Annotated in this window: 26 protein-coding genes; 9 read left to right on the forward strand and 17 right to left on the reverse strand. The window is 62.0% G+C overall.

The window, feature by feature from the left end:
• Positions 1-136: 136 nt before the first annotated feature.
• The 4 genes from JOE34_RS20415 to glnT all read right to left on the reverse strand — a co-directional run bounded on the left by JOE34_RS20415 (position 137) and on the right by glnT (position 4,584).
• The gene (locus JOE34_RS20415; RefSeq protein ID WP_004410832.1) at positions 137-1,483 is read right to left on the reverse strand and encodes an FMN-binding glutamate synthase family protein; all 1,347 of its coding nucleotides are present in this window, start codon (positions 1,481-1,483) and stop codon (positions 137-139) included.
• A gap of 15 nt (positions 1,484-1,498) precedes the next feature.
• Positions 1,499-2,182: a protein glxC gene (locus tag JOE34_RS20420; RefSeq protein ID WP_003396007.1), complete on the reverse strand. Its 684-nt coding sequence runs from the start codon at positions 2,180-2,182 to the stop codon at positions 1,499-1,501.
• Positions 2,179-3,099 (reverse strand): glutamine amidotransferase family protein, encoded by a 921-nt coding sequence (locus tag JOE34_RS20425; protein WP_209996524.1) that lies wholly within the window; start codon positions 3,097-3,099, stop codon positions 2,179-2,181. The genes JOE34_RS20420 and JOE34_RS20425 overlap by 4 nt, the downstream gene beginning before the upstream one ends.
• A gap of 150 nt (positions 3,100-3,249) precedes the next feature.
• Entirely contained in the window at positions 3,250-4,584 is a 1,335-nt protein-coding gene (gene glnT / locus JOE34_RS20430) for a type III glutamate--ammonia ligase (RefSeq protein WP_209996526.1), read from the reverse strand.
• 288 nt (positions 4,585-4,872) lie between these two features.
• Between glnT and JOE34_RS20435 the strand changes: the two genes are divergently transcribed.
• Positions 4,873-5,478 carry a helix-turn-helix domain-containing protein gene (locus JOE34_RS20435; protein WP_003348330.1) on the forward strand — a complete coding sequence of 202 codons (606 nt, stop codon included), beginning with the start codon at positions 4,873-4,875 and terminating at the stop codon, positions 5,476-5,478.
• A gap of 48 nt (positions 5,479-5,526) precedes the next feature.
• Here JOE34_RS20435 and JOE34_RS20440 read toward each other — a convergent pair whose 3' ends face one another.
• The 4 genes from JOE34_RS20440 to JOE34_RS20455 all read right to left on the reverse strand — a co-directional run bounded on the left by JOE34_RS20440 (position 5,527) and on the right by JOE34_RS20455 (position 9,380).
• Positions 5,527-6,693, reverse strand: a complete 1,167-nt coding sequence (locus JOE34_RS20440) for a DUF1624 domain-containing protein (protein ID WP_044311483.1) — start codon at positions 6,691-6,693, stop codon at positions 5,527-5,529.
• Between the two features lie 126 nt (positions 6,694-6,819).
• Positions 6,820-7,380, reverse strand: coding sequence for a carbonic anhydrase (locus JOE34_RS20445; protein ID WP_003317836.1), 561 nt, complete (start codon positions 7,378-7,380; stop codon positions 6,820-6,822).
• A gap of 11 nt (positions 7,381-7,391) precedes the next feature.
• Entirely contained in the window at positions 7,392-8,297 is a 906-nt protein-coding gene (gene folE2 / locus JOE34_RS20450) for a GTP cyclohydrolase FolE2 (RefSeq protein ID WP_017278404.1), read from the reverse strand.
• Between the two features lie 174 nt (positions 8,298-8,471).
• A complete protein-coding gene (locus JOE34_RS20455) occupies positions 8,472-9,380 on the reverse strand; it encodes a LysR substrate-binding domain-containing protein (protein WP_003408081.1) in 909 nt (302 codons plus the stop codon).
• 207 nt (positions 9,381-9,587) lie between these two features.
• Here JOE34_RS20455 and JOE34_RS20460 point away from each other — a divergent pair, with 207 nt between their 5' ends.
• The 8 genes from JOE34_RS20460 to JOE34_RS20495 all read left to right on the forward strand — a co-directional run bounded on the left by JOE34_RS20460 (position 9,588) and on the right by JOE34_RS20495 (position 19,302).
• Positions 9,588-11,108, forward strand: a complete 1,521-nt coding sequence (locus tag JOE34_RS20460; protein ID WP_011267554.1) for an ABC transporter substrate-binding protein — start codon at positions 9,588-9,590, stop codon at positions 11,106-11,108.
• 102 nt (positions 11,109-11,210) lie between these two features.
• Complete coding sequence (locus JOE34_RS20465; RefSeq protein WP_003348343.1) at positions 11,211-12,128, forward strand: ABC transporter permease; 918 nt, start codon at positions 11,211-11,213, stop codon at positions 12,126-12,128.
• Positions 12,129-12,136: 8 nt separating this feature from the next.
• Positions 12,137-13,045, forward strand: a complete 909-nt coding sequence (locus tag JOE34_RS20470) for an ABC transporter permease (RefSeq protein WP_003423962.1) — start codon at positions 12,137-12,139, stop codon at positions 13,043-13,045.
• A gap of 16 nt (positions 13,046-13,061) precedes the next feature.
• A complete protein-coding gene (locus JOE34_RS20475) occupies positions 13,062-14,063 on the forward strand; it encodes an ABC transporter ATP-binding protein (protein ID WP_074997743.1) in 1,002 nt (333 codons plus the stop codon).
• Positions 14,060-15,082 (forward strand): oligopeptide/dipeptide ABC transporter ATP-binding protein, encoded by a 1,023-nt coding sequence (locus JOE34_RS20480; protein WP_074953523.1) that lies wholly within the window; start codon positions 14,060-14,062, stop codon positions 15,080-15,082. Before JOE34_RS20475 ends, JOE34_RS20480 begins: the two co-directional genes overlap by 4 nt.
• Positions 15,079-16,506, forward strand: coding sequence for a M20 family metallopeptidase (locus JOE34_RS20485; protein WP_074953521.1), 1,428 nt, complete (start codon positions 15,079-15,081; stop codon positions 16,504-16,506). Before JOE34_RS20480 ends, JOE34_RS20485 begins: the two co-directional genes overlap by 4 nt.
• Positions 16,503-17,660 (forward strand): M20 family metallopeptidase, encoded by a 1,158-nt coding sequence (locus tag JOE34_RS20490; protein WP_122255132.1) that lies wholly within the window; start codon positions 16,503-16,505, stop codon positions 17,658-17,660. The genes JOE34_RS20485 and JOE34_RS20490 overlap by 4 nt, the downstream gene beginning before the upstream one ends.
• 118 nt (positions 17,661-17,778) lie before the next feature.
• A complete protein-coding gene (locus JOE34_RS20495; protein ID WP_122255133.1) occupies positions 17,779-19,302 on the forward strand; it encodes an amidase in 1,524 nt (507 codons plus the stop codon).
• Positions 19,303-19,311: 9 nt separating this feature from the next.
• On the opposite strand, the gene phnP is transcribed toward JOE34_RS20495, so the two are convergent.
• From phnP to phnG, 9 genes are read right to left on the reverse strand one after another with little or no spacing between them, the layout of a single operon-like run.
• A complete protein-coding gene (phnP, locus tag JOE34_RS20500) occupies positions 19,312-20,064 on the reverse strand; it encodes a phosphonate metabolism protein PhnP (protein ID WP_209996528.1) in 753 nt (250 codons plus the stop codon).
• A complete protein-coding gene (gene phnN / locus JOE34_RS20505; RefSeq protein ID WP_003403600.1) occupies positions 20,055-20,621 on the reverse strand; it encodes a phosphonate metabolism protein/1,5-bisphosphokinase (PRPP-forming) PhnN in 567 nt (188 codons plus the stop codon). Before phnN ends, phnP begins: the two co-directional genes overlap by 10 nt.
• Positions 20,621-21,766, reverse strand: a complete 1,146-nt coding sequence (locus tag JOE34_RS20510; protein WP_161420905.1) for an alpha-D-ribose 1-methylphosphonate 5-triphosphate diphosphatase — start codon at positions 21,764-21,766, stop codon at positions 20,621-20,623. Before JOE34_RS20510 ends, phnN begins: the two co-directional genes overlap by 1 nt.
• Complete coding sequence (phnL, locus tag JOE34_RS20515; protein ID WP_046265732.1) at positions 21,760-22,476, reverse strand: phosphonate C-P lyase system protein PhnL; 717 nt, start codon at positions 22,474-22,476, stop codon at positions 21,760-21,762. Before phnL ends, JOE34_RS20510 begins: the two co-directional genes overlap by 7 nt.
• 41 nt (positions 22,477-22,517) lie before the next feature.
• Positions 22,518-23,339, reverse strand: a complete 822-nt coding sequence (gene phnK, locus JOE34_RS20520; RefSeq protein ID WP_209996530.1) for a phosphonate C-P lyase system protein PhnK — start codon at positions 23,337-23,339, stop codon at positions 22,518-22,520.
• The gene (locus JOE34_RS20525; RefSeq protein ID WP_004412612.1) at positions 23,336-24,220 is read right to left on the reverse strand and encodes an alpha-D-ribose 1-methylphosphonate 5-phosphate C-P-lyase PhnJ; all 885 of its coding nucleotides are present in this window, start codon (positions 24,218-24,220) and stop codon (positions 23,336-23,338) included. The genes phnK and JOE34_RS20525 overlap by 4 nt, the downstream gene beginning before the upstream one ends.
• Positions 24,217-25,296, reverse strand: coding sequence for a carbon-phosphorus lyase complex subunit PhnI (locus tag JOE34_RS20530; RefSeq protein ID WP_209996541.1), 1,080 nt, complete (start codon positions 25,294-25,296; stop codon positions 24,217-24,219). Before JOE34_RS20530 ends, JOE34_RS20525 begins: the two co-directional genes overlap by 4 nt.
• Positions 25,296-25,892: a phosphonate C-P lyase system protein PhnH gene (gene phnH, locus JOE34_RS20535; RefSeq protein ID WP_209996544.1), complete on the reverse strand. Its 597-nt coding sequence runs from the start codon at positions 25,890-25,892 to the stop codon at positions 25,296-25,298. The genes JOE34_RS20530 and phnH overlap by 1 nt, the downstream gene beginning before the upstream one ends.
• On the reverse strand, positions 25,892-26,356 hold the full coding sequence (gene phnG, locus JOE34_RS20540; protein ID WP_004418042.1) for a phosphonate C-P lyase system protein PhnG: 465 nt from the start codon (positions 26,354-26,356) through the stop codon (positions 25,892-25,894). The genes phnH and phnG overlap by 1 nt, the downstream gene beginning before the upstream one ends.
• Between the last annotated feature and the right edge of the window lie 14 nt (positions 26,357-26,370).

Raw genomic sequence — 26,370 nt, forward strand, 5'->3', positions numbered from 1 at the left:
CTGCCAGGCTACCCCCGGATCAGCGCCAGGACTCAGCCGTCACTTACGTCGCACTCTGCGTCGTCTGTGCCATCGCGGTCGACAAGCCCGTTATGGCGTCAGTCAGTACATCGCGTTTCGAAAGCACGTTATGGCGTCAGTAACCCGACCCTGAACCCGAACCCGGAATCCACGATGTCCCGGCCAGGGGCACGCGGGCCATGGCTGCTGATTCGACGGTCAGTGCCACCAGGTCTTCCGGGTCGAGGTTGTGCAGGTGTGATTTACCGCATGCGCGGGCCATGGTCTGGGCTTCGAGGACGAGTACGCGCAGGTAGTTGGCTAGGCGCCGGCCGCCTTCGACCGGGTCGAGGCGTTTGGACAGTTCCGGGTCCTGGGTGGTGATGCCCGCCGGGTCGCGGCCGTTTTGCCAGTCGTCGTAGTAACCCGCTGCCGAGCCGATCTTTTTCAGTTCTTCGTCGAGCCGCGGATGGTTGTCACCCAGTGCTATCAGTGCCGCCGTGCCAATCGCCACTGCGTCGGCACCCAGCGCCATGGCCTTGGCCACGTCGGCGCCGTTGCGGATGCCACCAGAGACGATCAACTGCACCTTGCGATGCATGCCCATTTCCTGCAGCGCCTGCACGGCCTGCGGGATGGCAGGCAGAATCGGAATGCCGACGTGTTCGATGAACACTTCCTGAGTCGCCGCCGTACCGCCCTGCATGCCGTCGAGGACGATCACGTCGGCGCCCGCTTTTACGGCCAGTTTCACGTCGTAGTAGGGGCGGCTGGCACCGATCTTCACGTAGATCGGCTTTTCCCAGTCGGTGATCTCGCGAATCTCGGCAATCTTGATCGCCAGATCGTCCGGGCCGGTCCAGTCCGGGTGACGACAGGCCGAGCGCTGATCGACACCGACCGGCAAGGTGCGCATGCCGGCCACACGCTCGGTGACTTTCATGCCCAGCAGCATGCCACCGCCGCCCGGTTTGGCGCCCTGCCCCAGCACGATCTCGATGGCATCGGCCTTGCGCAGGTCGTCCGGGTTCATGCCATAACGCGATGGCAGGTACTGATAGACCAGATGCTGCGACTGACCACGCTCTTCCGGGGTCATGCCGCCGTCGCCGGTGGTGGTGCTGGTCCCCGCGATGGTCGCGCCGCGCCCCAGTGCTTCCTTGGCGTTGGCCGACAACGCGCCGAAGCTCATGCCTGCAATGGTCACGGGGATTTTCAGGTACAACGGCTTTTTGGCAAAACGATTGCCGAGCACCACGTCAGTGCCGCACTTCTCGCGGTAGCCTTCCAGCGGGTAGCGCGACACACTGGCGCCGAGCAACAGCAGGTCGTCGAAGTGCGGCAGTTTGCGCTTGGTGCCGCCACCACGAATGTCGTAGATGCCGGTTTCCGCAGCACGCTGGATTTCCTGAATGGTCAGGCGATCGAAGGTGGCCGACTCGCGCAGGACTGGAGCAGGTTTGTGGCTGATAGGGTCGCTCATGGTAATGCTCCTGGATCAGTACGCGGAGGCGTTATCGACTTTGAAGTTGTACAGCTGACGGGCCGAGCCGTAGCGTTTGAAATCCGCTGCCTTCTCGTTGAAGCCCGCGCGATTGAGCAACTCCTGCAACTCCTGCAGATGCTCTTCACGCATCTCCTTGGCGATGCAGTCGGAGCCCAGTGACTCGACCTTGCCTTTGACGTAGATCCGCGTTTCATACAGCGAGTCGCCCAGCGCATCGCCGGCGTCGCCGCAGACCACCAGCCGGCCGGCCTGGCCCATGAAGCAGCTCATGTGGCCGATGCTGCCGCCGACCACGATGTCGATGCCTTTCATGGAAATCCCGCAACGCGCCCCGGCATCGCCTTCAATTACCAGCAAGCCGCCATGTGCCGTTGCGCCGGCCGCCTGCGAGGCACTGCCCTTGACCCGCACAGCGCCGGACATCATGTTTTCCGCGCAGCCGACGCCGACGTTGCCGTGCACAGTGATCGACGCTTTCTGGTTCATCCCCGCGCAGTAGTAACCCGCGTGGCCCTTAATATCGATGGAGATGGCTTCGTTGACGCCGACCGCCAGGTTGTGTGCGCCATCGGGATGCGTGACCAGCCATTCGCGGTCCTGTACTTCCTTGACCTGATCGTGCAGGGCCTGGTTGAGATCACGCACGGTGGCGCTGGAAAGATCGACGGTTTTCATGGACGTGCTCCCTCGGCTGGCTCGCGTTCCCAGATGTACATGGTGGCCGGGACCGGTTCCCAGACCCTGGCGTTTTCAATCCCCGGCAGGCTGGACAGCGCCTGGTATTCCGAGGCCATGGCGACGTAGTCATCGGTTTCCGCAAGGATTGCCGGCTTGCAGGCGATCGGGTCGCGAATCACCGCAAAACCATTGCGTGTGCCGATGGCGAAAGTAAAGAAGCCATCGAGGTCTTCGAGCGACTTGTCGAGTGCCTGTTTCAGGCTGTCGCCCTGTTGCAGACGCCAGGCCAGATACCCCGCCGCCACTTCGGTGTCGTTATCGGTCTCGAAATGAATACCCTCGCGGCGCAGGTTCTGGCGCAGACGAAAGTGATTGGACAGTGAGCCGTTGTGCACCAGGCACAGGTCGGAGCCCGTGGAGAACGGGTGACTGCCTTCCATGGTCACGGCGCTTTCGGTGGCCATGCGCGTGTGGCCGATGATGTGGCTGCCTTTCATGGACGCCAGACCGAAACGTTCGGAAATCTCCCGCGGCAGGCCCATGCCCTTGAGGATCTCGATGCTCTGCCCGGCACTCATGATGCGCAAGCTCGGTGCCAGCTCCGCCAGCGCGGCACGCACCGGGGCTTCTTCTGCCTGAATCTTCAAGACCACAGCGCTGGCGTTCTGAAACCAGTCCAGCGGCGCGCTCAACCTGTCTTGCAGCGCCGCGATCAACGCCGTGAAATCATACTGTTCGGTGGTGGCCTGCAAGGTCAGCTTGACCCAGCCCTGCGCCACTTCGTCCCCATAAATGGCGAACCCGGCACTGTCCGGTCCGCGGTCGGTCATGGCTTCGAGCATCGGCTCGAACAACTTGCCGAGTTGCGACTCCAGCGCCGGGTTTTTCAGATACAAACCAACGATTCCGCACATACGCCTCACCTTGTTCGGGAGCGGCAAGCTTTTAGCTGCAAGCTGCAAGCTAAAAACCAACCGCGTAGACAGAGAAATCAAACACGCCGCAATCCGCTTCTTCTTGCAGCTTGCCGCTTGAAACTTGCAGCTGCTCTCTGAAACTTGCCGCTAGAAAAACTCGATATAGCGCTTCACTTCCCAGTCGCTCACGTGGCGGCTGTATTCCACCCATTCCATGCGCTTGAGGCGGATGAATTCATCGACAATCTCGCTGCCCAGCACTTCGCCAAACAACGGATCGGCCTGCAATGCATCGCAGGCTTCGTTGAGCGACTGCGGCAGGGTCTTGATGCCCCGTGCGGCAATCTCTTCGAGGCTCAATGTGTAGAGGTTCTCGTTGCAGACGTGATCGATTTCCAGTTGCCGGTCGATACCGTCGAGCCCTGCGGCAATGATCGCGGCGCTGACCAGATACGGATTGCAACCGGCGTCGGGCAGGCGAAACTCCAGGCGGCCGTAAGGCACGCGTACCATCGCCGAGCGGTTGTTGGCACCGAAGGCAATAAACGCCGGAGCCCAAGTGGCGCCCGAGAGTGAATTGCCGACCTCCAGGCGTTTGTAGGAGTTGACCGTGGGTGCGGCAAAGGCGCACAGCGCAGGCCCGTGAGCCAGCAGGCCCGCGGCGAAGTGATAGGCCAGCTTCGACAAGCCCATGCCGCTCGGATCGCTGGCATCGTGGAACAGGTTCTTGTTGCTGGCACTGGCGATCGACAGGTGAAAGTGCATGCCATTGCCGGCACGTTTGGGGTCAGGCTTGGGCATGAACGAGCAGATCATGCCCATGTCATTGGCGATCTCTCCGGCGGCCATGCGGAAGAAAGTGAAACGGTCAGCCGACTCCATGGCCTCGCTGTAGGTGTAGTTGATCTCAAACTGGCCGTTGGCGTCTTCGTGATCGATCTGATAGATGTCGAAACCCACCGGCTGCAATGCTTCGGTCAGGCGCTCGAGAAACTCGCGAGAGCGCGACAGCCCCTTGTAGTCGTAGCAGGGCTTGTCGAGGTTATCGCTGGCATCGACCATCTGCAGGCTGCCGGTGACATCGCGCTTGAACAGGCTGAACTCGGGCTCCAGGCCGGTATTGAGGGTCCAGCCACGCTGGCTGAGGCGTTCGACCTGCTGCTGCAACACGTAGCGGCTGTCATAAGGCCAGGGTTTGCCATCCACATGGCCGATGCACACCACCCGTCCATAGCCCGGCTGCCACGGCACCGGGGTCAGCGACGACAGATCGCCCCTGGCCATGAAGTCCGGCCCATGAGGCTCCATGCCCATGCCGCAGATCGCGAAACCGGCAAACCCGGCACCGTCCTCTGCAACCATTTCCAGACCTGTCACAGGAACCGATTTGGTCTTGGCCGAACCATGAATGTCGACGAACTGAGCCAGTACGTACTTGATGCCGTGCTGTTCGATCAGACGCTGTGTTTCGGGTGGCAACATGGGACGTGTCTCCTGGCAAAAGCAAAACGTTTCAGGGAAGGGCCGCTGTTCACTGCCTATAGGTGCATATTCCGAACAGGAAATTTACTTTCCCTTTAGGAATGCAAAGCGCTTGCCAGTTCGGTATGTCAGTCAAACGAAGCGACTCAGGAGGGGTAATTACGCTGTTTATATGGGAAACTCGTTTTCCCTCTGGGAATAATCTGCACACCGGCCCCACCACGGCCTGTCGAAACGCACATTCCCAGTGCGAAATAAAAATTATTGAACGGAAACTGTGCAAAGCCGATGAACATGCCGACCGAACCGCATCCGAAATTGAAGCTCGAGCAGTACCTGGGCATCCAGATCAAGCGACAGCGCCAGGCTCAGGAATTGAAGCTCGCCGACGTGGCGCGCATCGCCGGTATCAGCCAGGGCATGCTGAGCAAGATCGAGAACGCGCAGGTCTCGACTAGCCTCGACAACCTCAGCCGCCTGTGCGACGTGCTGGGCATGCCCATGTCCAAACTGTTCAGCCAGTATGACCAGCAAGGCAGCAGCGCCCTGCTGGTGAAGGCCGATGAAGGACTCGAAGTGGTGAGGCGCGGCACCGAGAAAGGCCACACCTATCACCTGCTCAACCATACCCGTGGGCCGAAGAAGAGTTTCGAGGCGTACATGGTGACGATGGACGATGCCAGCGAAGAGTTTCCGACCTTCTCACACCCAGGCACGGAGTTTTTGCACCTGCTGGAAGGCGAGCTGATCTACCGCCACGGTAACCAGTTGTATCCAATGCAGGCCGGTGACAGCCTGACCTTCGACGGCGACATCCCACATGGCCCCGAGCAACTGGTGCAGGTGCCGATCAAGCTGCTGTCGATCATGAATTACGGGGCGCACGGAGATTGACGCCAGGCGAGACGCGGTACGCCAGCAGGCGCACCGCTATTGCGGGGACTAGAAGTATTTCAGCCAGCTGATATCCCGACGCCGGGCCTTGAGCGCGGCGAACCAGCGCACCGCCGGGAACAGCAGTACGGCCAGTACCACCGAGGTCAGCCAGACGCCCCACATGTGGTCGAAACCGAAGTACGTGCCCTGATTGGTGCCCCAGATCGCCAAGGCAATCAGGTACAGAATTTTCAGCACGTAAAGGTGCAGCAGGTAGAAAAACATCGGCGCCGAACCGAGCACCACTAGCGGCCTTAACCAGCTTTTCTCCTGACTGCGTTCAAAGGCGATGAGGATCAGCAGACCAATCCCCAGCGTCAGGCAGATGAACAGCAGCGAGGGCGGGTATTTGGTGATATTGAAGAAGCTCATGAGCGTCTGTATACCGCTGTCGCCGACGCTCCACGGCTTTTCACCGTAGCCGTTGATCAGGCGCAGAACCACGAAGCCCAGCAACGCCCCTGCCCCACACTTCCACAGATTCGCACGGCGTTTCGCCCCATCGTAGCTGCTTGAGAACCAGGGGCCTGCGGCGTAGCCCAGTGCGATGATGCCGATCCACGGCAACAACGGATAAGACGTACGCAAGCGCAGGTTATCGGAAGCCTCGATCCAGCCACGGTCGTGCAGAATCGCCCACGGCACGTGCATGGCCGACTCGACACCGAAATGCACCGTGTCCAGCAGGTTATGCCCGGCGATGATCACCACACCGATGACCACCAGCGCCCAGCGCGGCAGAAACACCATCAACGACAGCGCGACCATGCTCAGGCCGATGGCCCAGATCACTTGCAGGTAGATGATGGTCGGCGGGAACTGGAAGGTCCAGGCAAAGCTCACCAGCGTGAACTCCAGCGCAATCAGAAACAGACCGCGCTTGAGCAGGAACGCCGCAACGTCGGTTTTGCCCTGGTGTTTCTCGCCATAGAGGAACGCCGAAAGCCCGGTCAGCAGGACGAACAGTGGCGCACACAAATGCGCCAGCGTCCGGCTGAAAAACAGCTCGGGCGCGGTGGTTGTGACGTCCATCGGGTCGATGACCTGGTGGTGCATGAAGAACGTTTCGCGGACATGGTCCAGCAACATGAAAAGAATGATCAGCCCGCGCAGAGCATCGATTGAGCGCAGTCGTGATGCGGGTGCCCGGTTTGAGTGAACAGCTGTTGTCATGAAAAGTCCAAGGTCCGTGATGGGGGGCTAATGGCTTGTAGCTGCAAGCTGCAAGTGGAAAGCTTCAAGCTTTTAGCCTCTAGCTTGCAGCTTATAACTTGCCGCTTGCCGCTGGCGCGCAGCGCTTCAAAACTCGTTCTGAAGCGCTTTGTAGCCGCGTACCAGATCAATATTGGTGTGCGCCACATCTTCGGAAAATTCCGAAGCCGAAATGCTCACCGGTGGAAATTGCGAAAGGTCAGTGCCCGGCCCGATCCGTGTGGTGGACGGCACGTAAAAGTGCTCCGGCAAATCGCGACCGTCGACCACCGAGTTGTGCCTGACCACGCTGCCGTTGCCGACCTGGCAATTGAACAACACGCTATTGAACCCGATGAACACGCGATCTCCAACTATGCAAGGTCCGTGCACGATGGAGCGGTGGGCGATCGAGGTGAACTCGCCGATGGTGACAGCAGCACCTGATTTCGAATGGATAACCACGCCATCCTGAATGTTGGAATTGGCACCGATGACGATCGGTTCCATGTCTCCGGTGGCATCGACTTCGTCGGCGCGGATCACGGCGTAGGGGCCGACAAATACGTTGTCCTTAATGATCACCTTGCCGCAAATGATCGCGGTTTTATCGATGTAGGCGGACTCGGCAATGACCGGCAGATGGCCGGAAGGGTTTTTACGGATCACGGTATGAAACCTCAGGACAGGTAGTTGGAAGTCTGGGCAGCGGCATCGTGCGGGTGCAGGCTTTCGAAGTGACGGACACTGACGCTGGAAGCTGCATAGCGGCCCTCGAGTGCTTGCTGGACCTTGCGCGCAGCGTCTTCGACGTACATCAGGTTCTGGCCGTTGAGCCGCGCGAACGCCTGCTCGTCGGCACGCTTGACGGCGGTTTGTACCGGGGTGCCCAACGCCTGTTCGACAAGGTCGATCAGCGTCATCAGGCCCAGTTCGGTCGCCTGCTCCGCCACCCGCACCTGCACCGTCGCAACGCTGCGCTGGCTGTGCGGCGTGGCGAACGATGCGTTCTCGCGCAACCAGGCGGCGACCTGCATCGGATCGACAAACGACTGCCTGCCGAAGCGCGCCGCGAATGCCTCTTCCAGCAATTGGCGAGACAATGCAGCCGAGCACGGACAGGTGGACGAGTAGGTGACATCCACCGAACTGTCGAGGCACAGCCGACCGGCATGCCAGGTGGCATCGAGCGTCACAGGGTAGGATTTCCAGCCGCTGAGCCCTTCGGTGATCAACGCCGGACGACGGCACAGCAGATTGAAGCTCAGCTTGAGTCGGGCGTGGCTGGAGTGACAGTCGAGGTGGCTCTCGACCATGGCTTCCAGCAAGGCAGCCAGCGTATCTGGGCTGACGATCTGGCGCTCGGCATAGCCGTCGAGCAACCGATAGAGCCGCGACATGTGGATACCCTTGACGCTCGGGTCGGCCAGATCGACCTGCAGATCGACATGCGCGTGAACAGGATGACGAATGCTCGCTTCAGCCAGTCTGATCGGCACTTCCACACCTTGCATGCCGACCCAGTCGAGTGACACCAGCGCCGGGGAAATTTCCGTCAGGGCAACATCCGGGAGAGGTTTGTTCATGTGCGTCGTTCGTCTCGTTGGCGAACTTCACCACGCGGGCGAAGCCTGATGTTGGCGGTTCACAGCCGTGCAGCGCACGGCCATAAATTCGTTACACTATAACATCATGCTCGCGAACTTCATCAACCAAAGGTTACTCACTCCACACAACGCTCCCGCAATACCGCCAGCGGCTCAGGTCTTTGCCAGCTCCTCGATCAGAAAATCACGAAAGGCAGCGACTGCCGCCGGCAGATTGCGCCCTGCCATGCTTTGCAACTCGATACGCCGTGCCTTCATGCCATCGTCACTGATCGGCAGCGATTTGAGCTGTTTTTCATGGGCGCGTTTATCCAGTGTCATCTCGCTGGACAGGCTGATTCCGCCCTCCTCCCGAACAAACCGCAGCAAGGCGCCGATGTAATTGCTGGTCAGCACCGGATCGAACAGCAGGCCCTGCACGCCGCAGCAGATATCGAACAACTGGCGCAAGGTCGTGTCGGTGTTGGTCAGGGCGATGGCGTAAGGCTGCAGTTCAGCCAGCGTGACCTCCTTGCGTGCGGCCAGCGGATGGTTATGACTGACCACAGCGCAGATCGCGCCGCTGTGGATGTGCTCGACCTTGATCTCGTTCTGCGGCGTCAGGCTGAAAGTCAGGCACAGGTCAGCGTCGCCCGAGCGCACCCGTTCGGTGGCTTGCGCCGGGGCGCAGACCTCCATCGAGAAATGGATGCCCTGGTACTGCCGCCGAAAGCGCGCAATGCACTGCGGCAGAAAATCCAGGGCAAAGCCCTCGGAGCAGGCGATGCGTACATGCCCACGCTGCAAGCCTTGCAGCTCGGTAATTTCCAGTACCACCTGCTCGGCCTCAAGCTGTGATTTGCGTGCATAGGCCGCCAGGCGAACCCCCGCCTCGCTGAGCATCATGCCGCGCGCCTGACGCTCGAAGAGCACTGCATCCAGTTCCCGCTCCAGTTTGCTGATCTGCCGACTGACTGCCGAAGACGCGACATTGAGGCGGATCGAGGCTTCGCTGATCGATCCGCACCGCGCCACTTCGAGGAAGTAGCGCAAGGCCGTGGACTGTACGCCGTAGAGTTGCATCGGTGCTCCTGCGTTGCCTTTTCAGCAATGAAAGGTTCGAAATATTGTGCTTGTGGCATTGATACGCTTTGCCTAGAGTCATGTCGAGGCGCAACTCATCAAAAGAAGCCAATCAAAAGAACACTGCGGCCTCGTTGTTTCCCCTCTTCTCGCATTTGCGACCCACTGCCCTTTGATACATCCACTTTGCCTTTTGGAGACGACGGCATGGGAATCAAGGGTTTCGCTCGCAGCATCGCGCTATTGAGCCTGTTCAGCAGTTTCTCCGTCCTGGCCGGCAAGGCTGACGACACACTGGTCTACGCCTCCGACAGCGAACCGGAAAACATCAGCCCCTATCACAACGATTTGCGCGAAGGCGTGATCCTCGGTCGCCTGATCTGGGACAACCTGGTCTATCGCAACCCGGACAATGGCGAGTACCAACCGATGCTCGCCACCAGCTGGAAACAAGTCGACGATACGACCATCGATTTCCAGCTGCGCCAGGGCGTGAAGTTTCACAACGGCGACCCGTTTACCGCAGATGACGTGGTGTTCACCCTCAATTATGTGGTGTCTCCCGAGTCCAAGGTGGTCACGGTACAAAACGTCGACTGGATCAAGAGCGCCGAAAAACTGGGTGATTACAGCGTTCGCCTGCACCTGAAAAAACCCTTCCCGCCTGCGCTGGAATACCTCTCCAACGCCGTACCGATGTTCCCGAAAAAATATTTCGAAGAAGTCGGGCTGGCAGGCTTCAGCCGTAAACCGATCGGCACCGGGCCTTACAAGGTGACGGCCATCGCCACCGGCGAAGGCGTGAAGATGGACAAGAACCCGGACTACTTCAAGGACAGCCCTCAGGGTCAGCCAAAGATCGGGCACATCAACTTCAGGGTGATCGCCGATGCCGAAACCCGTCTGGCCGAGCTGATGACCGGTGGCGTCGACTGGACGTGGCGGGTTGCACCGGATCAGGCGGAAAACCTCAAGGCCATGCCCAATCTGGTGGTGACCAGCGGTGCGACCATGCGCATTGGCTTTCTGATTCTCGACGCGCGCGGCACCTCCAGCGCCGATTCGCCGATGAAGCACCTGAAAGTACGTCAGGCGATCAACTACGCGATCAATCGGGACGGGCTGGCTTCGCAACTGGTCGGCGGCGAAAGCAAGCCGTTGCAAGTCGCCTGCTACCCTGGCCAGTTCGGTTGTGACACCACCGCCGCCACGGTCTACAACTACGACCCGGCAAAGGCCAAGGCGCTGCTCGCCGAAGCCGGCTACCCGAACGGCTTTGAAACCGAAATCTTCGCTTACCGCGACCGCGACTACGTGGAAGCCATCATCGGCAACCTGCGCGCCGTGGGCATCAACGCCAAGCTGCGCTACCTGAAGTACGCCGCCCTGCGTGATCAGCAGCGCGGCGGCAAGGTACCGATGTCGTTCCAGGCCTGGGGCTCGTTCTCGATCCTCGACACCTCGGCGTCGGCCGGCACCTGGTTCAAGGGCAACCCCGACGACAACATCAAGGACCCGCAAGTCCAGGGCTGGCTGCAGACCGCCGACAACGCGCTGGACCCGCAGGTGCGCAAGGACAACTACCGCAAGGCGTTGCAGCGCATCAGCGAGCAGGCCTACTGGGCGCCGCTGTTCAACTACTCGATGAACTACGCGTATGTCTCGGACCTGAATTTCAAGCCTTACCCGGACGAGCTGCCGCGCTTCGTGCTGTCGAGCTGGAAATAAGCGCTTGCCCAGGCCAGTCGGCGAACCGGGCTGTGAGGCGCACGACGCGTCTTGCAGCAGGTTCAGCCACCCCGTCACTCCCTGAACACAAGGTCACTTGCCATGTTCGGATTTCTCTTGCGCCGCCTGGGCATCGCCCTGTGCGTAGCGATTACCGTGTCGGTGATCAGCTTTTCCCTGCTGCACCTGTCCGGCGATCTGGCCACTGCCATCGGTGGCCCGGAAGCCAGCAGCGAGCAGATCGAACAGATCCGGGTGCAGTACGGCCTCAACAAGCCGTTGGTTACGCAGTATTTCGAATGGCTGGCCGACGTGGTGCGTCTTGATCTGGGCGACTCGTTCTTCTTTCAGGAGTCGGTCTACAACCTGATCGCCTCGCGACTGTCGATCACCCTCGGACTGGGAGCGATGGCCCTGAGTATTGCGCTGCTGATCGCCATTCCGCTGGGTGTGCTGGCCGCGGTGAAACGCGACACGTGGATTGATCGCCTGGCACTGAGCATCGCAGTACTGGGTCAGGCCATGCCGAGTTTCTGGTTCGCACTGATGCTGATCGTGGTGTTCTCGGTCACCCTGAAATGGCTGCCGGTATCAGGCAATTCGACCTGGGCGCACTTCGTGATGCCGGCCATCGCCCTCGGTTATTACGCCACGCCGGCGATCATGCGCCTGACCCGTGCGGGCATGCTCGACGTGCTCAACTCCGATTACATCCGCACCGCGCGAGCCAAGGGCCTGCGCCCTGCCACCGTGCTGTTCAAGCATGCGTTGCGCAACGCGCTGATTCCGGTGGTGGCCCTCGCCGCCGTGGAATTCGGCTTCATGCTCGGCGGTTCGGTGGTCATCGAAACGGTTTTCTCGCTGCAGGGCATTGGCCAGCTGGCCTGGGATGCGATTGCCCGTGACGACTTTCCGGTGGTGCAGGCGGTCGTGCTGTTGATCGCGGTGATCTACATCGTCCTCACCCTGCTGGCCGACGTGCTCAACGCACTGCTCGACCCGCGCATCCGCGTGAAATAGGAGGCCCCATGAGCACAACCACCTCATCGCCGCTGCTGATCAACGATTACCAGCCTCCAGCGCGCAGCGTCTGGCGCACGTTGCGCAGCAGCTTCGCGCATCGCGGCTTCGCCATCGGCGCGGTACTGCTGCTGATCATCCTGCTCGGCGCACTGCTCGCCCCCTGGCTGGCCCCCTACGACCCTTATGCGCAGGACGTGATGTTGCGCATGAAACCGCCGGTGTGGATGGCCAACGGCACCTGGGACTACGTGCTGGGCACCGACAAACTGGGCCGCGATTACCTGTCGCGCCTGCTCTACGGCGCACGCATCTCGTTGTTCATCGGCTTCTCGGCCGCGCTGATCTCCGGAATCATCGGCACCATCATGGGCCTGTTGGCCGGTTACTTTGGCGGCAAGACCGATGCACTGATCAGCTACCTGATCACCACCCGCCTGGCGATGCCGGTGGTGATGATCGCGCTGGCCTCCGCGTCGCTGATCGGTGGCTCGCTGAAAGTGGTGATCGTGCTGCTTGGCTGCCTGCTCTGGGACCGCTTTGCCGTGGTGGTACGCGCTGCCGTGCAGCAGATTCGCGACGCTGAATACGTCGCCTCGGCCCAGGCCCTGGGCTGCTCGACGCTGCGCATTCTGGCCAGCGAAATCCTGCCCAATCTGGTCGGTGCGCTGATCGTCGTGGCTACGCTGGAAATGGCTCACGCAATCCTCCTCGAGTCGGCCCTGTCGTTTCTCGGGGTTGGCGTGCAGCCGCCCATTCCTTCATGGGGGCTGATGATCGCCGAGGGCAAACCGTACATGTTCTTTTCCCCTTGGGTCATCGCCATTCCCGGCGTGGCCCTGATGGTGCTGGTGCTGGGCATCAACCTGGTCGGTGACGGACTGCGCGACCTGATCCTGCCCGACGGGCGCAACTGACAGAGGAGATACGCACATGGCGCTTTTGCATGTTGAAAACCTGCGTGTCGAGATTCCTCTCGGGCAAGACACGCTGCACGCAGTGCGCGGCCTGGACTTTCAGGTCGAGCGCGGCGAAATGCTGTGCATCGTCGGCGAGTCCGGCTGCGGCAAATCCCTGACTTCGCTGGCACTCATGGACCTGCTGCCGCGCAAAGCCCGGCGTACCGCAACGACGCTGAGCCTGGACGGCATCGACATGCTGACCCAGAGCGAGCGGCAGATGTGCGACCTGCGCGGCAACCGCCTGGCGATGATCTTTCAGGAGCCCATGACCTCGCTGAACCCGGCCTACAGCATTGGCGATCAGCTCAGCGAAGTGCTCACCCGACACCGCAAGGTGTCGCGCAAGGAGGCCCTGCAGCGCGCCGCGCAGATGCTCGAGAAAGTCGGGATCAGCAACGCGGGCGAGCGCTTGCGCCAGTATCCGCACCAATTGTCCGGCGGCCTGCGCCAGCGGGTGATCATCGCCATGGCCCTGATGTGCGAACCGGACGTGATCATCGCCGACGAACCGACCACTGCGCTGGACGTGACCATTCAGGCGCAGATCCTGCGCCTGATCCGCGACATTCAGAAGGAGCTGGGTCTGGCCGTGATCTTCATCACCCACGACCTGGGGCTGGTGGCACGTATCGCCGACCGGGTCGCGGTGATGTACGCCGGACAGATCGTCGAGACCGCCCCGGCCATCGAGTTGTTCGAGAACCCGCAACACCCCTATACCCGCGGCTTGCTGGCAAGCATACCGATCCCCGGGCGCACTCAGCCGGGCCAGCCGCTGGGGTCGATTCTGGGGCTGGTGCCCAGCCTGGTGGGCGAGCAACACGGCTGCGCATTTCGCAATCGCTGCCCGCAGGCGATCCCCGCCTGTGCCGACGACATCCCGCCGATCAATAGCCACAACCACATGACTCGCTGCCTGTTTGCTGCAGCGGGCGCCGAACCTGCGTTTCAACGTGAGGGCGTACCGTCATGAATACCGCCGTGAAACAGGTTCCGACTGCCAGCGTCAAGAAAGACATCGCGCTGGAGCTGTGCGATATACGCCGCGAATTCAGCATCAGTCGTGGTTTTTTCAAACCCAATGCCACGCTCAAAGCCGTCGATGGTGTGTCGCTACGCCTGATGCGTGGCGAAACACTCGGGCTGGTCGGCGAATCGGGTTGCGGTAAAAGTACCCTGGCGAAGATGCTGCTGGGGCTGCTTGCACCCAGCAGCGGCGACGTACTGGTCAACGGCAAGCACCTCGCCGGTACCGACCGCAAGGAGATGGCGCGCCGCATTCAGCCGATCTTTCAGGACCCCTACTCGTCACTCAACCCGCGCAAGACCCTGCGCGAGATCGTCACGCTGCCGCTGATCGTGCATGGCATCGGCACCCCGGCCGAACGTCGCCAGCGCGCCGAAGCAATGATGGACGTGGTCGGCTTGCCCAAGCGCGTGATCGACAGTTACCCGAGCCAGCTTTCCGGTGGCCAGCGCCAGCGTGTGGCGATTGCCCGGGCGCTGGTGATGCGTCCGGATGTGCTGATCTGCGACGAGCCGACTTCGGCGCTGGACGTTTCAGTGCAGGCGCAGATTCTCAACCTGTTACAGGACCTCAAACAGGAATTCGGCCTGACTTACCTGCTGATCAGCCACAATTTGGCGGTCATCGAACATCTGGCCGACCGCGTGGCGGTCATGTACCTGGGGCGGATCGTTGAAGAGCGCAGCCGCGAATCATTGTTCGCCCGGCCCGGCCATCCCTACACCCAGGCGTTGCTGGACTCGGTGCTGACCCCGGACCCGCATCTGGGGATTCCCGATCTGGGTTTGCACGGCACCTTTCCCAATCCCATGTCGCCGCCGTCCGGCTGCGCCTTTCATCCGCGCTGCCCGGCGTGCATGCCGGTGTGCAAGGAAAAAGCCCCGGCCATTGGCCGCATGGAAGGCGGAACCGTCCGCTGCCACCTGCACGACACCTCGAAACCTCTGGAGCAGATGCCCTTATGAGTAGCCGTTCGCACGCCATCGAAAACGTCACTGAACAGTTCGACAACGGCGCCTTTTTCGCCCTGCTCGGCAGAAGCGTTGCCTACCCGACCCAAAGCCAGGAGGCCGAGAGCCTGCCCGAGCTGTATCGTTATCTTCATGAGTTCATCACCCCGCATGTCGAGCGCCTGGGTTTCAGCGTTACCGTGCATGACAACCCGGTCGCCGGACGAGGCCCGCTGATGATCGCCACGCGCATCGAAGCCGCTGAACTGCCAACGCTGCTCAGTTACGGCCACGGCGACGTGGTTCGCGGCTATGACGCGCAGTGGCAGACCGGCCTGTCGCCGTGGCAGGTGATTGAACGTGGCGAGCGCTGGTACGGGCGCGGCACCGCCGACAACAAGGGCCAGCACCTGATCAACCTGACGGCACTGGAGCAGACCCTCAAGGCTCGCGATGGCAAGCTGGGCTTCAACGTCAAACTGCTTCTGGAAATGGGCGAAGAAGATGGCTCTCCCGGCCTGAGCGCATTCTGCCAGGCCCACGCCGAAGAGCTCGCCGCCGACATCTTTATCGCCTCCGATGGCCCGCGCCTCGCAGCGGCACGCCCTACCCTGTTTCTCGGCTCGCGCGGGGTGTTCAACTTCGAGCTGACGGTGAACCTGCGCGAAGGCGCGCACCATTCCGGCAACTGGGGCGGCCTGCTGGCCAACCCGGGGATCATTCTGGCCAATGCCATCGCCAGCATGGTCGATGAGCATGGCCGGGTGAAAGTCGCAGGGCTGATGCCCAAAGCCATTCCCGACGCTGTGAAGGCCGCGTTGGCGGATATCGAGGTCGGCGGCGGCCCCGGCGATCCGGACATCGACGCCGACTGGGGCAACCCGGCGCTGTCGCTCAGCGAAAAAGTCTTCGGCTGGAACACCCTCGACGTCCTCGCCTTCAAGACCGGCAACCCGGACGCCCCGGTACACGCCATTCCCGGCAAGGCTCACGCGTTGTGTCACATTCGCTTTGTGGTCGACAGCGATTACAACGCGTTCATCCCCGCGGTGCGCGCGCACCTCGATGCCCGTGGCTTCGATCGTGTCGAGGTCAGGCAGACCCGTATGGACGTGATGCACGCCACGCGCCTGTCGCCGGACAGCCCGTGGGTCGGCTGGGCGCTGGATTCGCTGGCCACCACCACTGGCAAGAAACCCGCACTGCTGCCCAATCTGGGCGGTTCACTGCCCAATGACGTGTTCGCTGAAGTGCTGGGCCTGCCGACGGTCTGGGTGCCACACTCATACCCGGCGTGCTCGCAGCATGCGCCTGATGAGCACTTGCTGGCTCCGGTGGTCAAGGAGAGCCTGCAAATCATGGCCGGACTGTTCTGGGACCTCGGCACGGACGGCGCACGACTGACCCGGGAGCAGCGGGCACAGGAGCTGAGTGAATGAATGAGGCACAACTGCACGCCACCGCGTGGCTGGCCGAGCAATATGAGGCGATGGAAGCGCTGCTGCAGCGCCTGGTCGATACCGATTCCAACAGCTACGACAAGGTCGGCGTCGACGCGGTCGGTGACCTGCTTGTCGAGCAGTTGCAGGTCGACGGTATCGACGTCACACGCATCCCGGTCGAAGGGTTTGGCGATGTACTGCTCGCAGAGTTGCCCGGCGGCCCCGGCAAACCGGTGTTGTTGCTTGGGCACCGCGACACGGTGTTTCCGAAAGGCACCACGTCCACCCGTGGCTACACCAGGGACGCCGAACTGGCCTACGGCCCTGGCGTGGCCGACATGAAAGGCGGACTGGTGCTCAACTGCTTTGCGCTGAAGGCCTTGGCCTTGAAACGCGCAGGTCCGCTGCCGTTCCCGGTGCAGATTCTGTATACCGGCGACGAGGAAATCGGCTCCGCCAGCGCTCGCAGCCACATCGAACACTACGCCCGCCAGGCGCGCGCGGTGCTCAACCCCGAACCGGGACGCGCCAGCGGCAATGTGGTCAGCGCGCGCAAAGGCGGTGCCACGCTGATCATCGAAGTCAACGGCCGCGCAGCGCATTCGGGGGTCAATCATGCCGACGGTGCCAGTGCCATCCAGGCGCTGGCGCACAAGGTGATCAAGTTGCATGCGTTGACTGATTACGCAGCGGGCATCACCACCAATGTCGGGCTGATCTGCGGTGGCACCTCCAGCAACACGGTAGCGCCCAGCGCCACGGCGAAGCTCGACGTGCGCTTTGTCGAGCTTCGCCAATGGACGGAAATACTTGCCGCCGTGCAGGCGATCGTCGCCGAAGAGGAACTGCCCGGCACGTCAGCAAGACTGCTGGAAGCCACCACCTTCCTGCCGATGGAAGCCCGACACAGCACCGAGTTGCTGAGTATTTATCAGGGCCTCGCGCAGGAACTGGGTTTCAGCGTGGAAGGCGAATTCACCGGGGGCTGCGCCGACTCGGGGTTTACCGCCAGCCTGGGGATCCCGACCCTGTGCGGCCTTGGCCCGGTGGGCGGCAAGGTCCACACCGACCGCGAGTACCTGGAACTGAACACCTTGGTGCCCAGAGGCCAGGCGCTGGTCGCGACGATTCTGGCGCTGGGGGATGTGTGACGCAGAGCGTCACGAAATGCATTCCCCCACGGAGCATGCGGAACGATGAACATTCGGGCCAGTATCGTAGCCATGCTCCGCACCCAGCGTTATACCTAAGTCCAGTGAGGAACACTCCATGCAAAAATCGTCTGAGCTGCTCGGTAAATCCGCTACCGAACTGCGTGCGCTGATCGGCAACAAACAGCTCTCTCCGGTGGAGTTGCTGGACGCCTGTATCGAGCGGATTGAAAGCCTGAACCCGAAGATCAACGCGTTCGCCGCGACCTGTTTCGAGCGCGCCCGCGACGAGGCACTGCTGGCCGAACAGGCCGTCATGCAGGGCAAACCGCTGGGGCTGCTGCATGGCCTGCCAATCGGCATCAAGGACCTGGAAGAAACCGCCGGGGTACTCACCACCTACGGCTCGCAACTGTTTCGCGACAACATTCCCGCGCAGGACAACCTGGTCGTCGCGCGCCTGCGTGCAGCCGGGGCAATCATGGTCGGCAAGACCAATGTTCCGGAGCTGGGCGCAGGCGCCAATACCCGCAATGTGGTGTGGGGCGCGACCGGTAACCCGTTCAATCCTGAACTAAATGCCGGCGGTTCCTCGGGTGGATCCGCCGCCGCACTGGCCGTCGACATGGTGCCGTTGTGCAGCGGCTCGGACACCGGCGGTTCGCTGCGCATTCCCGCGGCGCTGTGCGGTATCGTCGGCCTGCGTCCTTCACCAGGGCTGGTGCCGAGTGAACGCAAGAAGCTCGGCTGGACACCGATTTCAGTGGTAGGCCCCATGGGCCGCAATGTTGCCGATACCCTGCTGCAACTGCGCGCCAGCGCCGGGCTGGGGCAGTCCGACCCATTGAGTTATGCCATCGCCGCTGACGAGTTCGCACCGCGCCCGATCGACCTCAGCCAGCTGCGTGTCGGCTACAGCGAAGACTTCGGCGCGTGTGCTGTGGATGAGAGGATCCGTGCCGTCTTTCGGGAAAAGATCAGCGCCCTGAAATCGCTGTTCAAGTCCTGCGAAGCCATCGACCTGAATCTGACCAGCGCCCATCGCACCTTCGACGTCCTGCGTGCCGAAGCCTTCGTCGCCGGGTTGCAGGACGCTCACGACCGCGACCCTGATGCACTGGGGCCCAACACCCGCGCCAATTTCGACATGGGTGCCGCGATGTCGCTGCAGGACTGCGTCAAGGCGCATGGCGAGCAAAGCCGGATCTTTCGCGGCTTTCAGAAACAATTCGAACACTACGACCTGATCCTCGCGCCCACCACGCCAGTCTCGCCCTTCCCCTGGAGCGAGCTGTACCTGCGCGAAGTCAATGGCGTGCCCCTGGACAATTACTATCGCTGGCTGGCGCTGTGCTACACCATCACCCTGACCACCAATCCGGCGCTGTCCCTGCCCTGCGGCGCCGACCACAACGGTATGCCGTTCGGGCTGCAGGTGATCGGCGGATTTCGGGGCGACGCGAAGCTGCTGGCCTGCGCCGAGGCGATCGAGCAGGCAACGCTGAATGATCCACGCCTGTCACGTCCGCGTCCCGACCTGCAGAAACTGCTGGCCTCGGCGGTCAACCTGACCCACATCGTCACGCATCCGCCGATCTATGGCGGGTCGAGAACGGGCAAGCCGGAGATTGGCGCGATGTGAAGACCTCGCTCAGAGCACACTCATCTCATCCCGCCCTACCACTACATTGCCCGGTAACTGCCCTGAGTGCTCCATCAACCACGCATCCAGCGTATGGCCGACATGCGTCAGCACCGCCCTGCCCGGTCTTAGCCACTCGATGGTTTGCAGCGCCAACGTCAAGTCGTTGTGATTACGCGGCGGCTGAGGCTGTGGAGGCATGGAGCAGTCGAGCACCAGCAGATCCAGCGGTGCACGTTGCAGATACTCGCGGGTGTCGTCGGGCAAGCCGACGGTGTCAGTCAGGTAGGCAAAACGTTGCCCGTCGCCTTCGAACAGGTAGCCGAACGTAGGCTTTGAGTGCGCCAGTGGCAGCGCTGTGACCTGCAACGCGCCCAGTGCACGGCATTCGAAAGCCGCGAATGGCTGGCTGAAATCCAGGATACCGGGGTGTTTGTAGAGGTCGGCCAGGCCTTCCGGATCCGCCGGGCCGTGGACCGGAATCACCAGCCCCTGACCCCAGCGCAGGTGCAACAGCCCCTGAGCATGGTCGGCGTGGTAATGCGTCTGCAGAATCCCGCTCAGGCTACGCGGAGGGAAACGCTCGGTGAGGTCGGTCAGGCCGCTGTCGATCAACCAGCGCTGGTCGGCGCATTCGATCAGCGCGCTGCACGGCAAGCGGCGCAGATCATGGTTGTTCAGCGCGGCAGTACACGCCGCGCACTGACAACCGTAGACCGGCACCTGTCGGGCGTCACCGGTGCCCAACAGGGTCAGGCGCATGCGTGACGCTTGTCGAGCAAGCCGAGCAGCGTGGCAACGGTGTGTTGCAGATCAGCGGAATTATCCAGCGGGAAGACCTGCGGATTGCTCGCCAGCAAGTCTCCGGCAAAGCGTGAGTTGCGCGCAAGACGCTCCTCGATTTCCGCAAGGCTTTCCCGGTTGCGCGCCAGCAGGCGCTTGCGCAACACCTCCTGATTGACCGTCAGCAACACCGCCAGCAGCGTGGGATAGCGCGCCTGCGCCTTCTGCAGATGCGCCCGGGAGCCGTTGATCAGGACGTCATGGCCTTCCAGCAGCCACTGATCGATCTCGACGGGAATGCCGTAGTGCAGACCATTGGCCTGCCAGCTCAAGGCGAACGCGCCTCGCTCGCGCATCTGCTCGAACTGCTCGACGGTCACCGCCTGCGCCGCCTCGCCCACCGCTTCGGCAGAACGGGTGATCACCCGCCGAACGATTCGGCAATCGCGTTGCGCCAGGGTATCCCGGGCCGCGTCCAGCAGGCTGTCCTTGCCTGATCCGGACGGCCCGATAAGATAGATCAACCTGCCAACCATCAAAACACCCTCTTGCCTTGTCGCCAGACCTTGTCGATAACCGGCAGGCCGGCATGATCACGCGCCTGGATCAGATCAGCACGCAGCCCGACACGTATCTCACCACGATCCGCCAAGCCGGCAGCCACGGCCGGCGTGCGGCTGACCATTTTGACCGCCTGCGGCAGGTCACATGCGTTGTCCTGAGCAGCGAGCATGAATGCAGACTGCAACAGACTGGCCGGGTAGTAATCGCTGGACAGAATATCCAGCAGCCCGTCGCGGGCCAGCGATGCTGCCGCCACGTTACCGGAGTGCGAGCCGCCGCGCACGATGTTCGGTGCGCCCATCAACACGCTCATGCCCAGTTGCCGACAGCCACGGGCCGCTTCGAGTGTGGTCGGGAACTCGGCGATGTTCATGCCGAAACCCGCCGACTCCTCGACATGCGCCATGGTTGCATCGTCGTGACTGGCAATCGACAGGCCGCGCGCCAGGCACAGTTCGACGATCGCACGCCGGTAACGGTCGGCGTACTCGTTGGAGTTGGCCACCTGTTCAACGATGAAACGGTCCATTTCCTCGTTATTCATGTGGTACTTGCCCATGTAGTACTCGCGGTACTTGGACTCCAGGGCAAACTGACGCTGGCCGGGCGCATGGTCCATCACCGAGACCAGTTGCACCAGTGGCTGGTCCACCAGATCGCGAAACACGCTCAAGGTATCCGGGTGACTGACCTCGCAGCGCAAGTGCAGCACATGCTCGGCGCGAGTCAGGCCTGCCGCATTGGCGTCGGCAATCGCCTGCAGCATGGCGGGCAATTGCTGCATGCGCTTGCCTTTGGGGTTGATGTCGCCGATCGACAGCGCGTCGAACACCGTGGTGATGCCCGCCGCGACGATTTGCGCATCGTGGCTGATCACCGCGGACATCGACGGCCAGTCGACACCCGGACGCGGCGACAGGTGCTTTTCCAGGTTGTCGGTGTGCAATTCCACCAACCCCGGCAGCAGGTAATCGCCCTGCATGTCCTGAGCCTGACTCAACTGGCTGCATCCACTCTCGACCTCGGCAATCAGGCCGTCACGGACCACCACAGTGCCGGTGAATACCTGTTCGGCCGTCACCACGCGGGCGTTACTGAAAACCTGTTCGTTCAGCATTGCAGCAACTCCTTGGCGGTGAGGTCCACCGGGGTCATGTCGAGTTGACGATTGGCGACTGCCTCGCGGGCGTCGCGATCATGGAAAATACCGATCAGGGCGGCACCGGCCTGTTTGGCCTCATCGACCAGTTCCAGCACCACCCGGCGGTTGGCGTCGTCCAGCGACGCAGTCGGTTCGTCGAGCAACAGCACCGGCCATGGCACCATGAATGCGCGCGCGATGTTGATACGCTGCTGTTCGCCACCGGAAAACGTACTGGGCGCCAACGGCCACAGGCGCTGCGGAATATTCAGCCGCCCCAGCAGCAGTTGCGCGCGCTCCTGAGCCTGCTCACGGGGCCAACCGCGCGCCAGAGCCGGTTCCATGACCACGTCCAGGCTGGACACACGCGGAATCACGCGCAAGAACTGGCTGACGTAGCCGAGTGTCTTGCGTCGCACCTCAAGCACCTGGCGCGGGGTTGCGCCGACCAGTTCGGTCCACTCGCCTTCATGCTGCACGCGAATGCTGCCGGCGGCAGGCAGATAATTGCCGTACAGGGTGCGCAGCAGCGTGCTTTTGCCCGCGCCGGATTGCCCGCTGAGCACCAGGCATTCGCCGGCGCGCACCGAAAAATTCAGGCCGCGAAGCACATTGAGGACCACGCCGTTGTGCTGATGCAGGGTGAAAGTTTTCGACAGGTCACGGACCTCGATCAAGGTTGTCATCGGGCTCACCTCTTCTGTACAGGCTGTTCGGACAGTGCGGCTCATGGCTGCAATACCGAGGACACCAGCAGTTGCGAATACGGGTGCTGCGGGTCATCGAGAATCTGGTCGGTCAGGCCGCTTTCGACCACTTCCGAGCGACGCATGACCATCAGCCGGTCAGCCAGCAGCCGCGCGACCGCCAGATCATGGGTGACGATGACCACGGCCAGATCCAGTTCGCGCACCAGCCCGCGCAACAGATCGAGCAAGCGGGCCTGCACCGACACGTCGAGCCCGCCGGTGGGTTCGTCCATGAACACCAGTCTGGGGCTGGAGACCAGATTGCGGGCGATTTGCAGGCGCTGTTGCATGCCGCCGGAAAAGGTCCGCGGCAGGTCGTCGATGCGCTGCGGATCGATTTCCACCTGGGTCAGCCAGTCCAGCGCGGCACCGCGCAACTGCTGATAATTGCGTACCCCCTGTGCCATCAGACGCTCGCCGATATTGGCACCGGCCGACACGCCCATGCGCAGGCCATCGCGCGGATTCTGTTCGACAAAGCCCCACTCGGTGCGCAGCAAGGTGCGCCGCTGCGCCTCACTGGCGCTGTACAGGTCGAACCAGTCACCCTCCTTGCTGCGATAGTCGATGCTGCCGCGGTCCGGCGGGCAACGTCCGCTCAACAGCGAGAGCAGCGTGGATTTCCCCGAGCCGGACTCGCCAACGATGCCCAACACTTCTCCGGGGTACAGATCGAAACTGACGTCCTGACAGCCCTTCTGCACACCGTACAGACGGGTCAGGCCGCGCACCTTGAGCAGCGGCTGCACAGCCTCGGGAAGGCGCTCGCCCGCCGCCTCCAATGAACGTGCACTGATCATCGGTCGTTCTCCTGCTGTTTGACGCGCTGGGCGCAGTAATCGGTGTCGGAACAGACAAAGCTCTGCGTCCCGGCATCGTCGAGAATCAGCTCGTCGAGAAAGGAATCATGGCTGCCGCAGATCGCACAGCACTGCTCCCAGCGCTGCACCTCGAACGGGTGATCTTCAAAGTCCAGGCTTACTACCTGCGTATACGGCGGCACGGCGTACAGACGCTTTTCGCGCCCTGCGCCGAACAGCATCAATGCCGGGCTCATGTGCAGCTTGGGGTTATCGAATTTGGGAATCGGCGACGGATCCATCACATAGCGCTCATCGACCATCACCGGGTAGGCGTAACTGGTGGCGATATGGCCGAAGGTGGCGATGTCCTCATAGAGTTTGACGTGCATGACGCCGTAATCATCCAGCGCGTGCATGGTCCGGGTCTCGGTTTCCGAGGGCTCGATGAAACGCAGCGGCTCGGGAATCGGCACCTGATAGACCATGATCTGATCGGCGTGCAGCGGTGTTTCCGGGATTCGGTGACGGGTCTGGATGACCGTCGCCTCGGGCGTGCGCTCGGTTGTGGCAATGCCAGCCGTACGGGCAAAGAAACGCCTGATCGAAACCGCGTTGGTGGTGTCGTCAGCGCCCTGGTCGATGACCTTGAGCACATCATCGGCGCCCAGGATTGCGGCGGTCAGTTGCATACCGCCGGTGCCCCAACCATACGGCAGCGGCATTTCGCGCCCACCGAACGGCACCTGGTAACCGGGGATTGCCACCGCCTTGAGCAAGGCGCGACGAATCATGCGTTTGGTCTGCTCGTCCAGATAAGCGAAGTTGTAGGCCTCATCCCGTGCAGGCCTTTGTGTGGTGTTGATCGGTGCATGAGTCATTGGTCGCTCCCCGGTTTCGGTGCAGACTTGCGCAGCTTGCGGATCAGCTCCAGCTCGGACTGGAAGTCGACGTAATGCGGCAGCTTGAGGTGAGAAACGAAACCCGCCGCTTCAACGTTGTCGCAGTGCGCCAGGACGAACTCTTCCTGCTGGGCCGGTGAGAGGATCTCTTCGTTGAATTCCTCGGCGCGCAGCGAACGGTCCACCAGTGCCATACCCATTGCCTTGCGCTCCGCGTTACCGAACGCCAGGCCGTAACCCCGGGTAAACTGCGCGGGTTCGCTGGCCGAGCCGACGAACTGATTGACCATCTCGCATTCGGTGACTTCGATGTCGCCAATCACAATCGGGAAGCCCAGTTCTTCAGGTTCGATCCAGACTTCCACCTCGCCGATACGGATTTCCCCGGCGAACGGGTGATTGCGGCCATAACCGCGCTGGGTCGAATAACCCAGCGCCAGCAGAAACCCCTCATCACCACGCGCCAGTGCCTGCAGGCGCTGGGCACGACTGGACGGATACTCCAGCGGCTCGCGGGTGATGTCCGCGACGCGCTCGCCATCGTCGACTTCGGGCTTCATCAGCCCTTCCTTGGCAAGCAATCCGAGCACTCGCGGACAGGGCTCAAGCGTGGCGTGCAGGGTGACTTCAGGGCCCGGGTGCTCGCCTTCGGCCAGCAGGGTAAAATCCAGCAAGCGATGGGTGTAGTCGAAGGTCGGCCCCAGCAATTGACCGCCAGGGAGGTCCTTGAATGTGGCCGACAAGCGACGGTTGAGCTGCATGTTCGAGGTGTCGATGGGCACGCTGGCGCAAAAGCGCGTCAGCGTGGTGCGGTAGGCGCGCAGCAGGAAGATCGCTTCGATCAGGTCGCCCGCCGACTGCTTGATCGCCAGCGCAGCCAGTTGCGGGTCGTACAGCGAACCTTCGCTCATGACCCGTGCTACCGCCAGCGGCAGTTGCTGACGAATCTGCTCGACGTCGAGTTCGGCAATGTCGGTGTCGCCACGACGCCTGCTGGCCAGCAAGCGGTGAGCATTATCGATGGCCTGTTCGCCACCCTTGACTGCGACGTACATCAGGCACACTCCTGCACGCGGGTACTGCGTGGCAAGCCGAGCAATCGATTGCCCGAAACAAAGAACACATCCAACCCGCAAGGGAAGGCATTACGTGCTTCACGTGCGGCCCAGAAACCTTCATCCAGCGGCAGGGCCACCGAATGGTGTCGCTCGATGCCCGGACCGCTCCAGGCAAGCATCCGCCCGCCTTCCAGGTCAGGCAGCTGAATCATCAAAGTGCAGGACTGATCCGGGTAGCGGTCATTGCCGTTATCGAAATCGTGCAGTTGCAGGGCAGTCGATGCATCGAGCAACGCGAAGCGCGCTGCGTGCCGCTCAGTGACAATCGGACTGCCGCAATGAAAGGCAATGTTCGCGCGAATCGCCGGGGTATCGAATGCCGGTGCCAGCCACACTGGCGTGTCCAGGTCCAGCAGCGCCAGGCACAAGGCGTGGGTTGCACTGTCCAGACCCTGCAAGGCCGGCGGCTGGTGCGCGCTGGGCAGGGTCTGAATCACCCCCGGACCGGACAACGCCTTGAGGGCGACACGAAAACTGCGCTGGGCATCCAGTACCGGATCGGTGAAGGCAGGTTGCAAAAGGACGGCATTCATCAGTCTTCTCCTCGGACCAGGGTAAAGAATTCGACTTTGGTGGCAGCGGCCTCGGCGTCCTTGCGCGCCCGACGCTCGGCTTGCGCACGCGCCAGCGGCTCGATCAACTCGGACAGCCACCAGGCCTGCTGCGCGCCCTGCAAATGCGCGTCGGCCAGAGCCGCCAGTTCAGCGTGGCGCTTATCGCGTCCAGCCAGATAGCTGTAGCCGGTGCGCCCGTCGGCCAGACGCACCACACAGCGCGTCACGCTCATTTCGCCGAGGTTGAAAGCTGAACCCGTGCCGCCCATACGGCCGCGCACCAGGGTCATGCCGATTTCCGGGGCGCGGATCATCTGGTAATCGGTGTCGCGTAGCGCCGCTTCGTGGCGGTTCAACTGCTCGCGGCTCGGCTGATCGGCATGAGCGCGGGCCAGTACGCCCATCCAGTGCTGACGCGCCGTTGTTTCGGGAGTTGCTTGCATGGAACACCTCGGTG

The sequence above is a fragment of the Pseudomonas sp. PvP028 genome, assembly GCF_017832255.1.
Lineage (GTDB): Bacteria > Pseudomonadota > Gammaproteobacteria > Pseudomonadales > Pseudomonadaceae > Aquipseudomonas > Aquipseudomonas syringae.

What these genes read in the sequence shown, in the direction of transcription:
- JOE34_RS20415 (WP_004410832.1), bottom strand. Translation starts at nt 1,483, where the DNA reads ATGAGCGACCCTATCAGCCACAAACCTGCTCCAGTCCTGCGCGAGTCG.
- JOE34_RS20420 (WP_003396007.1), bottom strand. Translation starts at nt 2,182, where the DNA reads ATGAAAACCGTCGATCTTTCCAGCGCCACCGTGCGTGATCTCAACCAG.
- JOE34_RS20425 (WP_209996524.1), bottom strand. Translation starts at nt 3,099, where the DNA reads ATGTGCGGAATCGTTGGTTTGTATCTGAAAAACCCGGCGCTGGAGTCG.
- glnT (WP_209996526.1), bottom strand. Translation starts at nt 4,584, where the DNA reads ATGTTGCCACCCGAAACACAGCGTCTGATCGAACAGCACGGCATCAAG.
- JOE34_RS20435 (WP_003348330.1), top strand. Translation starts at nt 4,873, where the DNA reads ATGAACATGCCGACCGAACCGCATCCGAAATTGAAGCTCGAGCAGTAC.
- JOE34_RS20440 (WP_044311483.1), bottom strand. Translation starts at nt 6,693, where the DNA reads ATGACAACAGCTGTTCACTCAAACCGGGCACCCGCATCACGACTGCGC.
- folE2 (WP_017278404.1), bottom strand. Translation starts at nt 8,297, where the DNA reads ATGAACAAACCTCTCCCGGATGTTGCCCTGACGGAAATTTCCCCGGCG.
- JOE34_RS20455 (WP_003408081.1), bottom strand. Translation starts at nt 9,380, where the DNA reads ATGCAACTCTACGGCGTACAGTCCACGGCCTTGCGCTACTTCCTCGAA.
- JOE34_RS20460 (WP_011267554.1), top strand. Translation starts at nt 9,588, where the DNA reads ATGGGAATCAAGGGTTTCGCTCGCAGCATCGCGCTATTGAGCCTGTTC.
- JOE34_RS20465 (WP_003348343.1), top strand. Translation starts at nt 11,211, where the DNA reads ATGTTCGGATTTCTCTTGCGCCGCCTGGGCATCGCCCTGTGCGTAGCG.
- JOE34_RS20470 (WP_003423962.1), top strand. Translation starts at nt 12,137, where the DNA reads ATGAGCACAACCACCTCATCGCCGCTGCTGATCAACGATTACCAGCCT.
- JOE34_RS20475 (WP_074997743.1), top strand. Translation starts at nt 13,062, where the DNA reads ATGGCGCTTTTGCATGTTGAAAACCTGCGTGTCGAGATTCCTCTCGGG.
- JOE34_RS20480 (WP_074953523.1), top strand. Translation starts at nt 14,060, where the DNA reads ATGAATACCGCCGTGAAACAGGTTCCGACTGCCAGCGTCAAGAAAGAC.
- JOE34_RS20485 (WP_074953521.1), top strand. Translation starts at nt 15,079, where the DNA reads ATGAGTAGCCGTTCGCACGCCATCGAAAACGTCACTGAACAGTTCGAC.
- JOE34_RS20490 (WP_122255132.1), top strand. Translation starts at nt 16,503, where the DNA reads ATGAATGAGGCACAACTGCACGCCACCGCGTGGCTGGCCGAGCAATAT.
- JOE34_RS20495 (WP_122255133.1), top strand. Translation starts at nt 17,779, where the DNA reads ATGCAAAAATCGTCTGAGCTGCTCGGTAAATCCGCTACCGAACTGCGT.
- phnP (WP_209996528.1), bottom strand. Translation starts at nt 20,064, where the DNA reads ATGCGCCTGACCCTGTTGGGCACCGGTGACGCCCGACAGGTGCCGGTC.
- phnN (WP_003403600.1), bottom strand. Translation starts at nt 20,621, where the DNA reads ATGGTTGGCAGGTTGATCTATCTTATCGGGCCGTCCGGATCAGGCAAG.
- JOE34_RS20510 (WP_161420905.1), bottom strand. Translation starts at nt 21,766, where the DNA reads ATGCTGAACGAACAGGTTTTCAGTAACGCCCGCGTGGTGACGGCCGAA.
- phnL (WP_046265732.1), bottom strand. Translation starts at nt 22,476, where the DNA reads ATGACAACCTTGATCGAGGTCCGTGACCTGTCGAAAACTTTCACCCTG.
- phnK (WP_209996530.1), bottom strand. Translation starts at nt 23,339, where the DNA reads ATGATCAGTGCACGTTCATTGGAGGCGGCGGGCGAGCGCCTTCCCGAG.
- JOE34_RS20525 (WP_004412612.1), bottom strand. Translation starts at nt 24,220, where the DNA reads ATGACTCATGCACCGATCAACACCACACAAAGGCCTGCACGGGATGAG.
- JOE34_RS20530 (WP_209996541.1), bottom strand. Translation starts at nt 25,296, where the DNA reads ATGTACGTCGCAGTCAAGGGTGGCGAACAGGCCATCGATAATGCTCAC.
- phnH (WP_209996544.1), bottom strand. Translation starts at nt 25,892, where the DNA reads ATGAATGCCGTCCTTTTGCAACCTGCCTTCACCGATCCGGTACTGGAT.
- phnG (WP_004418042.1), bottom strand. Translation starts at nt 26,356, where the DNA reads ATGCAAGCAACTCCCGAAACAACGGCGCGTCAGCACTGGATGGGCGTA.